The following is an 11,920-nucleotide window of genomic DNA, read 5'->3' on the forward strand; positions in this document are numbered from 1 at the left end:
TCGGTTTTTGTCTATGTATATAGTGAAAAAACTTGGTGCAGTGCTGATTGCAGCTGCACTGGGAAGCTGTGTTTTTAATCAGGCTGCAGCTGAAAATGAACTTAAGGGCCAGACACTGACAGCTCTGGTAGTGCCGAGCGGCGCCCCTATGGGCTATCTGTCTGAGGATCTTCTGCATACTTCTGGTGTCGACATCGATATCATCAGGGAGCTGCAGAGACGTCTTGGTTTTAAGCTTACCGAGGACCGTGTCATTCCTCAGAACTTTTCTGAGGGCATGAAGCGTGTACTTGATGGCCGTGCTGATATTATCAGCGGCGGTATTTCCCTGACTCCGGCCCGTGCCGAGCAGTATGGTCATACCCCTGTATACCTGGCCTCCTCGCTTACCGTCCTTTACAGCAAAACCCATAATCCGGACATAAAATCCATCAATGACATCAAGGGCAAGACCATAGGTGTTCAGGAGGGATCTCCATCCGAGGTTTACGCCGAAAAGCTGGGGGCCAGACCTGTCTATTTCTACAGCAATGTTCTGGCTAACTTTATGGTTGCCACGGGAAAGTACGACGGCATGATTTTCGATCGTCCACCAACTGCTGATTTTGCCCGTGTCATGAAGACTCTCAATCTTGATGTTACCGACGAGCCTTTTGGCTAGGAAACCTGCAGATTTGCCCTTCTAATGCCAAAGAACAAGTCTTACAACAAGCTCATTCATGACACTGTTCAGGAAATGATTGACGACGGTACTATCGCCGCCATCCTCAAAAAGTGGCATGTTGAGTGATTTGGCCTGACGCACCGTTGCCCGAGTCTGGCTACATATGGCATGGCTCAGGCAGCAGGCCACAGTTGCAAGCTGTACGGCTGCGCAGGGATGCTGACGCTTAGTTCCTGCATGCAATGCATGGCTGCAGGGCCTTGTGTTCGCATCATGCAGGCAGGAGCACGAGCCCGCTGGCGGGCTGGCGGAACTGTGATGGTCGAGTGGGTAAGTGGCGTGCTTGTTCTTTTTGTTTATACGCGTCATGGGTCGGTACCCTGGTCTGACCTGGTTATTCCCAGCTGATCCTGGCTGTTGTTATCAGGGCTGTGCTCTTTGTGCTCCGTGGGACCTGGTGCTTCCCTGTGCTTTCAAAGATACGATCGCAAAATGATGCGTTGATTTCGTGCGAACACGGCACAGCACCTGAAATTGTTCATTAAAAGCATGTTTTAAGGGATGTTCAATTGCGTGCTGGTGCACGAAATTGTGTGCGTTCCTGGACAGGTTGCTGTTTTTTATCAGTTTTGCGTGCTCTTTTTGTACTATGTATTCACCGAAATTTGCCATAAATAAGTGCAGAAAAGGTACAATACAGCGCTTTATCAGTGTCAACAGATTCAGTAGCTATGTCCAAGATTTGTGATGCATCACAGATCACGGCTGTGAACTGAGCAAAATGCCGGACTTTTTCATATGCTTATAGATGGTCCTGGCAGCATGTATCCTTACCGGGCATATCATGTTGAGGTCGCTGCATCTGCAAAACCGTGCAATACAGCAGGCCGTTCAGAGACAGGCTTTTATAAATTGTGCAGCATGTTCTGCATTTCAGAAAATCTGGTCGTGAAAGTATGTATTTAGCTAAAAAGTTAGGTGCTATTGCCGCAGCTCTTACCCTTGGACTGAGCATGAGTTCCGGCGCACTGGCAGCCGGTGAGCTCAAGGGGAAAACCCTTACTGCTTTTGTAAATCCGTCAGGTCCTCCAATGGCTTTCCTGACTAATGATCTTTTTCATCCTCAGGGCATTGATGTGGACATCATCCTTGAGCTGCAGAAGCGTCTGGGGTTTGAGCTGACAGAAGACAGAATTTATCCTATTGCCCACGTTGAGGGTATGAGACGTATCAAGGAAAAGAAGGCTGATATTCTGGGCGGTGGTATTTCCTACACTGTAGCACGTACTAAGAACTACGATTTTTCACCTATTTATTTCGAGTCATCTCTGGCTCTTATGTACAGCACCAAAGTCAATCCTGGTCTGAAGACACTTGCAGACCTCAAAGGCAAGAATGTTGGAGTGCAGAGGAACTCCACTGCAGAGTCTTTTGCTTCAGCCAGTGGAGCCAGGATTCATTATTTTGAGAGCAATATTCTGGCTTCATTCTTTGTAGCCATGGGCCGCTATGACGCCATTATTTATGACCGGCCACCTCTTGCTGATTTTGCAACTGTGATGGATGAGCTGAACCTCGATCTGACTGATGACGTATTTGGTCAGGATGCCTGTCAGTATGCTCTGATGCTGCAGAAGGACTCGCCATACCGCGCTCTGATTGCAAAAACCATGGAGGAAATGTTCATGGACGGTACCATCGACAAGATCAAGAGCAGGTGGGTTACCCGTCATTAAGTCCTTATGTCCCTCGTGCGGTTGTCATACTGTAAACCGCATGCAAGTACTGCGTTCTTACCAAGAGCGGCCAGTACTGATATGAGATTTTTAAATAACAGCCGGATTCCTGTGGCATTTATTTCAGGGTTGGGCCGTGTGTGTGTGATTGAGTCACTTACAGACCGGGATTGAAGCTCTTGTCCGGAAGAATTTAAAAACACCGTGTATTTGTTTTATTGGAGTACACTGGTGCATTATTTTTGTTTCCGGATAATTTTTCATCCGGCACGGCTGTTGCTAATGACTAGTGCGGAAGGCGCCCTGAGTCAAAACGGCAAAGGTTTTCACAGAATGCTGAAACGCGGTATCTCGCATGCTCAGCTGACTGTATTTTCAGGGGGTAGTCCCTTTTTAAATCAATGTTGATGCGCTTTTGAAGTTATGTGCTTACCGGTGCAGAGCTGAAAACACTGCCATCAGACATTTAGTGACTTTATAAAACTGATTTCTGAGCTTTAACAGCTGGTGTTACAGATAACAGGGTTGCCCGGGCAGCCTTTCTGGACTGACATGGCCCGGAGCTGTAATCCTCCTGGTCACAAATGCTTCCGGCACTGCTGCTGGTATTGGTATTTGAGGACGGGGCTTGGGAATTACATCCAGGTTTTCCTGGAATCAGGGGAGTAGATATCATGTCGCTGCTAAACAATGCCAAGATGAAGACCAAGCTCTTACTGGGCTTCGGTATCATCCTGTTACTGACCATCTGTATTTCCGTAACCGCAGTACGGGCTCTGTTCCAGAGTACTGCCGTAGCTGACGATGTTCGCAAGATCATTGACACCCGTTTCGAGCGCGTGCTGACTGTGAACAACAATATCGTTGCAGCCAATAACAGCCTGTCCAACTACCTCACTCCTGGTAATGTAAATCCGGAGAACAGAGAGAAGTTTGAGAGACTGATGAAGGTTGCTCTTGACGATATCGCCTCATTAGAGAGTGACAGTGCTTTCTACGGCAACCACTTAAAGCGCCTGAACGAGCTGGGCAAGCAGTTCAATGAGCTCTACACCATGGTAGTTATACCTCTGGTAGATGCTGGCAAGCCGTATGATGCTCTGTCTTTCTACCTCTCCGAGATGCAGCCTGTCTCCAGCGACATGTCCAACCTGACCAGCTCCATGAGCCGTGCAGTAGTAAGCTATGTTAAGAAGGCTGTAGGCGCACTGCAGGACACTACCCCAGCCTACATCGTAGTAGCTCTATCCGTTGGTATTATCATTCTGGGCGTTGTCGCCGCTTTCTACGTTGCCGGCGTAATCACTTCCCACCTGAGCACCTCAGTTAACATTGCCAAGGAAATTGCCAAGAATAATCTCAACGTTTCCATCAAGAACGTCAGCAAGGATGAGTTCGGTGAGCTCTCCGATGCCATGCGTTTGATGAGAAATGACCTGAGTGATTCCATTGCCATGATCAGAAGACTGGCCGATGAGCTCAACGGCGAGCTTTATGCTACCAAGAACTCAGCCAACTCCATCATGGGCTCATCACGTGAGGCCGAGCAGCAGGTTATCTCCGTTGCCGCCGCTGCCAATGAGATGGTTTCCACCACTCAGGAAATTGCTGCAAACTGTGAGCGTGCTGCTGTACTGGCTGACCAGTCAAGCAACGTAACTCAGGACAGCGTAAATCTGATCCGTTCCACTATTGAAGATATTCGCGATCAGTCTCGCTACACCACTGAAGATGCCAAGAAGGTTCAGGCCCTGGCTGACCAGACTCAGAAGATTGGTTCCATCGTTGGTACCATTGATGAGATTGCTGCTCAGACCAACCTGCTGGCTCTTAACGCTGCCATTGAGGCTGCCCGTGCCGGTGAGGCCGGTCGTGGCTTTGCCGTGGTAGCCGACGAAGTTCGTGCTCTGGCATCCCGTACCTCTGCCTCAACTCAGGAAATCTCCTCAATGGTAAGCCAGGTTCAGAAGGATGCTTCTGATGCCACCAGCTCCATGAACAGCTCTGTAGAGAAGATCAATGCCGTGGCAGACCGTGCAGCCAATATCGAGAGCACTCTGAACAGCATTATCGACTTCGTAGGTCAGGTAAACGATCAGATTCGTATGATCGCTACCGCTGCCGAAGAGCAGACCACTGCTACCTCTGAGATTTCAGCCAACATGCAGAAGATCACCACCGACTCCGAGGAGATCGTACGTTCTGCTGAAGAGGCCGTGGCACGCTGCGACAACTCTGTTAACTCCATCTCCGATCTGGTCAACAATCTGTCACGCTTCAGGCTGCGTGACGGCAGTATGGACTAGTTCGCTCTGATACTTCATTACTTGCCCGTAACTCAGGAGCAGGTTTGATCCAGGAGAGCACTCTCGTGGATATGGCCGGGCCGTAGCCCGACCAGACCGGCATCAGAGCCGCTGCAGGAAAATAGCGCAATATGCGCATTCTGCTCCCCTGCAGTTAACTTAATTCCTTGCAGCTAAACTCATCCTTCCGGAACTGTTCGCTGTCAACGGGCAAAAGAAAAAGCATCCCCGGCTTTGCGCCGAGGATGCTTTTTTTTATGGATATTTCAACCCGCATAAATTCCTGATCTCAACCCGGACCGACCCAGGCTCCAAGGCATCCAGACCCCGTGGGGAGCCATGTGGAGCCATGGGGGCTGCCCTCATGTGGCGCTGCACCCATAGAGCTCAGGGCTTTCTCCAGATTGCAAAGCGGAGTCCGCGTCTATGGGCACCTGGACGGCGCAAACTGCAGGCCGCACTGATGAGCACCTGGACGGCGCAAACTGCAGACCACATTGATGGTCACCAGGACTGCACAATCTGCAGGCCACATTGATGGGCACCTGGACTGATCAATGTCAGGCTCCTGAAAGCCCCGTCAGGACGGGGCTTATGTCCTGCAGTGGCGCAGCTGGTGCATAAAAATACCTGGGAATAACTAAATTCTGTTTGTTTGCCTGTATCATAGGAACGTTCCTGACATGGGCACTGTTTATCCTGGGAAGTGCGCGTCCTGGTGCGCCTTGCGCTACTGCAAGCCCGATGCGCCAGCCTGGCCGCACATGTTTGCGGCGTGCCAGGCAGCGCAGGTATGAGCTTTCTGTCCCATGTTAATGCTGCAGCTGTGAGCAGCATGTGTTTCATCACCGTCGTGCTTAAGAGCTTGCACGGTTAATGCGGGTGTTTTCAGGAACAGTGTGGATATTGTTTTACAGAGCGGGGCAAGCATGTTTGAGCTGCGTAAGTTTTTAAGACGCCTTCACTATGGTGTCAACCCAATCCTGGTCATGGCGCTGATGGCAATGGTTTTCTTCACCCTGTCACGAATTGCGCTTTCCATATGGCAATGGGATGTAATTCCTGAGGGTACTTTCCATATAGTGCTGCTGCAGGGTATTCGTGTTGACTTTGCCTCAGTGTGCGGTCTGTTTGCTCTGCCTTTTCTGGTACTTACCCTGGCCTCATTGAATCCTTATGTCAGAGTACCGCGCATCATTCCTTTTATAATCAGCATTTATTGTGCTCTGGGCTTTGCCTTTATCGTGCTCAATGAGCTGGCTACTCCTGGCTTTATCATGGAGTACGGCGTCCGCCCTAATCAGATTTACGTTCAGTACATCAAGTACCTCAAAGAGCTGACTGCCACCCTGTGGGGTGGTCACAAGCTGGAGCTTTTCGCCACCATTATCGGTACCGGTATTGCCTTATACGTAGGCTTTCGTGTCAGCTCATTCCTGCTGCGCAACTACCGTCAGGGCAGCTTCACCTACAGTGCCATTGCGCTGGTGCTGACCATCTGTATCGTTCCTCTGGGCATACGCTCCACCCTGGGCCACCGTCCTTTAAACCCTGCAATGGTATCTTTCAGCAATAACAGTCTGGCCAACTCTCTGCCGGTAAATTCAAGTTATTCAGCTATTTACCATTATCTGCATCTTGATGATCTGACCATTACTGAAGACCAGCTTTATGCCCGTGTTGAGGCCCCTGAGGCCCTGGCCCACATAGATGAGCTCTCAGCACGCACCAATGCTCAGCCATTTAACGAGCAGTGTCCAATAAATCAGCACATTACCCCGTTCAGGGGAGTGTACACCGGCAAACCAGGTCAGCCGGGCACCACCGCTGATGCCGGTGACGCTGCGGCTGCTGGTGCCGGCTCTGCCGGTGGCGTTGCCGGTACTGATGCTGCCCGTACCTACAATGTGGTCATTATTCTTGAGGAGTCCCTGGGTGACAATTTTGTAGAAAGCCAGGGCGGCTTCCCAATGACCCCTTATCTGGAAAAACTGCGTGACAAGGGCTGGTGGTTTGAAAACATGTATGCCGCCGGAACCCGCTCCATCCGTGGTATTGAGGCTGTAACCGCCTCCTATCCGCCATCTGCTCTGCAGAGTATTGTGAAGCTGGCTCAGCCTGGCTATGCCTACGCCTCACTTGCTCAGGTGTTCAGGCAGGCCGGCTACAAAACTTCCTTTATCTATGGTGGTGAGAGCCATTTTGACAATATGCGCACCTATTTCTACAACAACGGTGTAGAGCATATTGTTGAGCAGAAAGACTATGAAAATCCGTCTTTTGTAGCTGCATGGGGCGTATCCGACGAGGATCTGTTTAACAAGGCCAATGAAACCTTTAAGGAAATTCATGCCCGTGGCGAGCGCTTCTTCTCAGTAGTGTTCTCATCATCTTTCCATGATCCTTTTGATATCCCTGCAGGCAAGGTATCGCTTGATGGCTTTGAAAATCCTGAACCGGCCCGTCTGCTGGCAGCCAAGTATGCAGACTATGCCATGGGTACTTACCTTGAGAAGGCTGCATCTGAGGACTATTACAAGGACACAGTCTTTCTGGTAATTGCTGACCATGAAAGCCGCGTCTATGGTTCGGAGATTTTCCCTCTCAACGACTTTGCCATTCCGGCCGTCATCATCGCTCCTAACGTCAAGCCTCATACTGATAAGCGTATTGTCTCTCAGATTGATATGGGACCTACCCTGATGTCTCTTGCAGGTCTTGATGTCGTTACTCCAAATGTAGGTCAGAACCTGACCCGCAATGACACAAAGAACCGTGCCATCATGCAGATTAACAACAACTTTGGTCTGCTTGAGGGCGATGATCTGGTAGAGATTGCTCCTTATGCTCAGCCTTACTTCTACAAGGTAGGAAAGGACCTGCAGCTTACCGCGATTGATAAGGAAAAGGCTGCTGAACCTCACTATCAGGAGATGCTCAGGCGCGCCATTTCCTACAGCAACCTTGGTCACAATATCTACTCCCACGGCTACATGAACAGTGCCTGCGTAACCCTCAACCAGCAGGGCCAGTCTGAGGACAAGTCCTCAGTATCTGCCAGTGCTGAGGCCCAGACCTCAGCTCAGGCCGCTGACGCAGCTGCAGCAGGCGCTGCAGCTGAGCAGGACTCTGAGCCTGAATCAGCCACTGAGGCTGACAAGGCCAGCAAGGCCCCGGCTGCATAGTACAGCATCCGGCAGGCTGGCCTGAGCATTCACCACATATGAAAAAGGCGCATCTCCATATGGAAATGTGCCTTTTTCACATCTGAACAGAGCGGTCATGGCATGGCAGGACAGCGCCAGGAGTCGTCATGCGCCTTCAGAACAGCGCCAGGAGTCGTCATGCGCCGGCATGGCATAGCTGGAGTCGTCATGAGCCGGCAGGTCATACAGGAGAAGCAGGAATGGAGTCCCTGAAATTGTGAGAAGGCAGTCCTGCTTTACTGCAGGAAAGGCCGGACTGAGTGCTGATTTAGATGCCAGCTTTGTAAGGTATGTTCAGTCTGTTTTGCGTCTCACTCTGTCAGAAAAGTTTGTATTGAAGAATTTCGTGCCCAGGGCTTGCGATGGCGGGAATACAAAGGGCTGAAAATGTCCAGGAAATCCGATATTTCCGGGCTTGAATAAAAAATCAAAATAGCTGAAAAATTCCTGATCCATATGCTAAAATAGTTTGCCTTTTGCTGCAAAGGTCACATTTTGTGAATTTTGTACGAGTAATCGGAACGAAACTTCAGAGAGATGCAAAGCTCTGGAGCGGGGTTAGCAAGAGGCGGAAGAATTCAATTACCTCTTTTGTATTACACACACTGTTCATAAAGGCTGCTTCAGGGTGCCCGGTGTTAGAAAAGATGGTATGCAGGCAGGTGCCACATTGTCGTACCTGGACCTGCGCTTAACTCTGGCCACATATTTTGAGGTTCTTGCCCCTGGAGATCTTTGGGCCTGGACCTGTGGCAATGGTCAAGGTAAAGCACAATGACCTGCTGCGGTTACCGCAGACATGATCAAATCTGATGTTCCCGAGTCGTCCCTGGTGGCGTAAAGGACATTGTATTGATGCTGCCTGACCTTATAGAGGGACCATTCTTATAATTGAAGACTTGTCATCGAGTGTAAGACCGCTATCCGCAAATGCAAAGGTTTGCACAGATTCAGGATGCGGCTGAGGGATGACTCAGGCAGGACCAGGCTGAAGTTGGTTGCCAGTGACGATTTATCCGGAGCCGGAGACCGGTATCCGCAAGCGCTGAAAAAGCAGCTTTTGTCACAGGAAAGCAGAGCCCGGACTGCAGAATGTTTTCAAGCGCCAGGTTTGAAGAGTTGAACAGTGGAGGCCCAACCCACTTTTTGTCATTTATTAGGATTATTTCATGTCTACTATTTCGATGCGCGATATGTTACAGGCTGGTGTTCACTTCGGTCACCAGACCCGCTACTGGAACCCAAAGATGAAGCAGTACATCTTCGGTGCCCGTAATGGTGTACATATCATCAACCTCGAGAAGACTGTAAAGTGCTATGACGAAGCCTTAAACTTCTTAAGCTCCACCGTAGCTCACAAGGGCAAGATCTTATTCGTAGGCACCAAGCGTGCTGCTGCTGACAAGATTGGCCCAGCTGCCAAGGCCTGTGATCAGTACTATGTTGATCACCGCTGGTTAGGTGGCATGCTCACCAACTGGAAGACCGTTCGTCAGTCCATCAAGCGCTTAAAGGAGCTTGAGATTCAGGCTACCGACGGCACTTTCGAGAAGCTGACCAAGAAGGAAGCTTTATTACGCTCCCGTGAGCTCGAGAAGTTAAACCGTTCCCTGGGTGGTATTAAGGACATGGGCGGTCTGCCAGATGCCTTATTCGTTATCGACGCTGAGGTTGAGCACATCGCTATTAAGGAAGCCAACAATCTGGGTATCGAAGTTGTTGCTGTTGTCGACACCAACTCCAACCCTGATGGCGTCCAGTACGTAATTCCAGGCAACGACGACGCTATCCGCGCCATCGACCTGTACTTAAAGGGTGCTGTTGAGACCATCAACGCTGCCCGTGCTGAGATGAACCGTGCTGAGGCCGAGCAGCCAGTTGAGGCTGAGGTTAAGGCTGAGGAAGCCGCTGAGGCTTAATTTCAGCGCTGTCATGAATGGTCAGACCTTTCATGACTGCCTTTAAGTAAAAATCTATTACCTCACACAGGCGGTAGTCTGGTATCTCACCAGGAGCGGAGCCGCCTGTTTATGTCGCAGGACATGCAGATCCAAAGTCGCTTTCCCGCTGCCCCATGGCAGCTCTGGCCGGCCTGAGAGCAACGCGCTTTCAGAACAAGCCGCGCTTCACCCAACTGTCACCACTGTGCGTCACTTCCTTTATTGACTGCAGCAACAGGTATTCTGGCAGTAATCTCAGGTTGCTTTTCCGGATTCATCTCAGACAGGCTCACAAAGAGCAGGGAGTGCAGTGACTTGTGGTCACATCAGGCTGACTGTATCAGTACAGCCTGCTGACCTGGACTGTTGAGGCTCTATTTAAAAAATATAAGGCAGGGTAACCCTGCCTTTTATGAATTAGTTGAGGAAATAATAATGGCTAACGTAACCGCTGCTCTCGTAAAAGAGTTACGCGACATTACCGGCGCAGGCATGATGGATTGTAAGAAGGCTCTGGTTGCTACCGACGGCAACATCGAAGCCGCCATCGAAGAGATGCGTAAGTCCGGTGCCCTTAAGGCTGCCAAGAAGGCTACCCGTACTGCTGCCGAGGGTATGATTGCTACCGCTTCCGAGGGTAACGAAGTTGTATTAGTTGAAGTTAACTCCGAGACTGACTTTGCTGCCAAGAATGCAGAGTTCGTTGAGTTTGCCAACAAGGTTGCCCAGATCGCCCTTGCTACCAGGAGCGATGACGTTGAAGTCTTAAAGGCTGCCAAGTATGACGACGCTCAGAACGTAGGTGAGGCCCTGACCGCTCTGATCTCCAAGATCGGTGAGAACCTCGGCATCCGTCGCATCTTCCGCGTTTCCGGTTCCAACCTGGGTATCTACGTCCACTCCAACAAGCGCATTGGCGTAGTTGTAGTATTAGAGGGCGGCGATCAGGAGACTGCCAAGAATGTTGCCATGCACGTATGTGCATCCAAGCCTGAATTCGTAAACCCAGAGGACGTTTCTGCTGACGTTGTTGAGAAGGAGCGCGCCATTCAGATCGAGATCGCCATGAACTCCGGCAAGCCACGTGAGATTGCTGAGAAGATGGTTGAAGGCCGTATGAAGAAGTTCACCGGTGAGGTTTCCTTAACTGGTCAGCCATTCGTTATGGACCCAAGCGTATCCGTAGGCGACATGTTAAAGGCCAAGGGTGCTGTTGCCAAGTCCTTCATCCGTGTTGAGGTTGGTGAGGGTATCGAGAAGAAGACCGACGACTTCGCTGCTGAAGTACAGGCTCAAATCGCTGCTGCATCCAACAAGTAATATAGGCATTTCTCAATGACTTCGTCACTAAAATCTTCACGTCGTATTTTAATCAAGCTCTCAGGTGAGGCTCTTGGCGGTGAGACCCAGTTTGGTATCGAGCCAGCCATTCTCTCTGAGATGGCCCGCAGCATTATCGAGATCAGGAATCAGGGCGTACAGGTTGCTCTGGTTATTGGTGGCGGTAATATCTTCCGTGGCGCCGCTCTTCAGAAAGCCGGTATGGACCGCACTGTGGGTGACCACATGGGCATGCTGGCAACTGTGATTAACGGTCTTGCCATGCGTGATGAGCTTATCCGTCAGGGCACTCACTGTGTGCTGATGTCTGCTCAGGGTATTGCTTCGATTACCGAGCAGTATGCCGCTCAGAATGGACGTGAGATTTTGGAGCAGGGCTCAGTGCTTATCGTAGCAGGAGGCACCGGTTCTCCATTCTTCACTACTGATACTGCTGCCGTATTACGCGCAGTTGAGCTGCACTGTGACGAAGTTTTAAAGGGCACCAAGGTTGACGGTGTATACAGCGCCGATCCTTTCAAGGATCCTGATGCTGTACTGTACAAGACCCTGACTTACAAGGAAGTTCTGACCAAGGAGCTTCAGGTCATGGATCTGACTGCCTTTGCCCTGGCCCGTGATCATGAGATGAAGATTCGTGTCTTCTCCATGACCAGGGAAGGTGCCCTTTTAAACGCCGCAACCGGAGGAGATGAGGGAACCCTCATCTCTTAGTAAGGAGATAAAT

The 11,920-nt window shown here is 50.4% G+C and carries 7 protein-coding genes; all 7 read left to right on the top strand.

Annotated features, from left to right (window positions below):
• Window positions 1-13: 13 nt before the first annotated feature.
• The 7 genes from MXE39_RS05385 to pyrH all read left to right on the top strand — a co-directional run bounded on the left by MXE39_RS05385 (window position 14) and on the right by pyrH (window position 11,907).
• On the top strand, window positions 14-661 hold the full coding sequence (locus tag MXE39_RS05385) for a transporter substrate-binding domain-containing protein (RefSeq protein ID WP_246977652.1): 648 nt from the start codon (window positions 14-16) through the stop codon (window positions 659-661).
• 959 nt (window positions 662-1,620) lie between these two features.
• A complete protein-coding gene (locus tag MXE39_RS05390) occupies window positions 1,621-2,400 on the top strand; it encodes a transporter substrate-binding domain-containing protein (protein WP_246977653.1) in 780 nt (259 codons plus the stop codon).
• 674 nt (window positions 2,401-3,074) lie between these two features.
• Window positions 3,075-4,706, top strand: a complete 1,632-nt coding sequence (locus MXE39_RS05395; protein ID WP_246977654.1) for a HAMP domain-containing methyl-accepting chemotaxis protein — start codon at window positions 3,075-3,077, stop codon at window positions 4,704-4,706.
• A gap of 899 nt (window positions 4,707-5,605) precedes the next feature.
• Window positions 5,606-7,891 carry an LTA synthase family protein gene (locus tag MXE39_RS05400; protein WP_246977655.1) on the top strand — a complete coding sequence of 762 codons (2,286 nt, stop codon included), beginning with the start codon at window positions 5,606-5,608 and terminating at the stop codon, window positions 7,889-7,891.
• Between the two features lie 1,190 nt (window positions 7,892-9,081).
• On the top strand, window positions 9,082-9,831 hold the full coding sequence (rpsB, locus tag MXE39_RS05405; RefSeq protein WP_246977656.1) for a 30S ribosomal protein S2: 750 nt from the start codon (window positions 9,082-9,084) through the stop codon (window positions 9,829-9,831).
• A gap of 456 nt (window positions 9,832-10,287) precedes the next feature.
• Window positions 10,288-11,172 (top strand): translation elongation factor Ts, encoded by an 885-nt coding sequence (tsf, locus tag MXE39_RS05410; RefSeq protein WP_246977657.1) that lies wholly within the window; start codon window positions 10,288-10,290, stop codon window positions 11,170-11,172.
• Between the two features lie 15 nt (window positions 11,173-11,187).
• Window positions 11,188-11,907, top strand: coding sequence for a UMP kinase (gene pyrH / locus MXE39_RS05415; RefSeq protein ID WP_246977658.1), 720 nt, complete (start codon window positions 11,188-11,190; stop codon window positions 11,905-11,907).
• Window positions 11,908-11,920: the final 13 nt, after the last annotated feature.

Source organism: Anaerobiospirillum sp. NML120511, assembly GCF_023050955.1.
Lineage (GTDB): Bacteria > Pseudomonadota > Gammaproteobacteria > Enterobacterales > Succinivibrionaceae > Anaerobiospirillum.